Raw genomic sequence first — 517 nt, forward strand, 5'->3', positions numbered from 1 at the left:
AAGCCGCTTCGCTTGCACCTGCCGCAGCACTCGAAGCATCGGAAGCGTCACTCGTCGCCGTTGAGGTATCCTGAGCAACACTAGCAGCCGAACTGGCCTGACTAGCCGCACTAGTGGCAGTTGATGCCGCACTCGACGCAGTTGACGCCGCACTCGAGGCTGTCGAAGCCGCGTTAGAGGCTTCTGACGCTGCTGAGTTAGCTGCACTCGACGCCTTGTTGGCTTCACTAGCCGCACTGGAAGCGACACTTGCGGCACTCGAAGCAGTTGATCCTGCAGTTGACGCAGCTGAGCTATCGCCCGCCGTCACGGCTGAACTTGCTGCTGATGCCGCACTCGAAGCTTCTGATGCAGCGCTTGAGGCTTGATCTGTAGCAGTGGAAGCCTTGCTTGCTTCTTCACTGGCCGTGGACGCAGCATTCGAGGCCGCTGCGGACGCACTATCGGCAACGCTAGCCGCGCTTGAGGCATCGCTTGAGGCCGAATTGGCCGTTGAGTTCGCATCCGAAATATTGGC

1 protein-coding gene is annotated in these 517 nt (G+C 59.8%); it reads right to left on the reverse strand.

Features of this window, described 5'->3' with window-relative positions:
- Positions 1–517 (reverse strand): hypothetical protein (locus FC96_RS13055; RefSeq protein WP_191976671.1); only part of this gene is annotated, 517 nt, incomplete at both ends.

The organism is Secundilactobacillus kimchicus JCM 15530 (genome assembly GCF_001433995.1).
Lineage (GTDB): Bacteria > Bacillota > Bacilli > Lactobacillales > Lactobacillaceae > Secundilactobacillus > Secundilactobacillus kimchicus.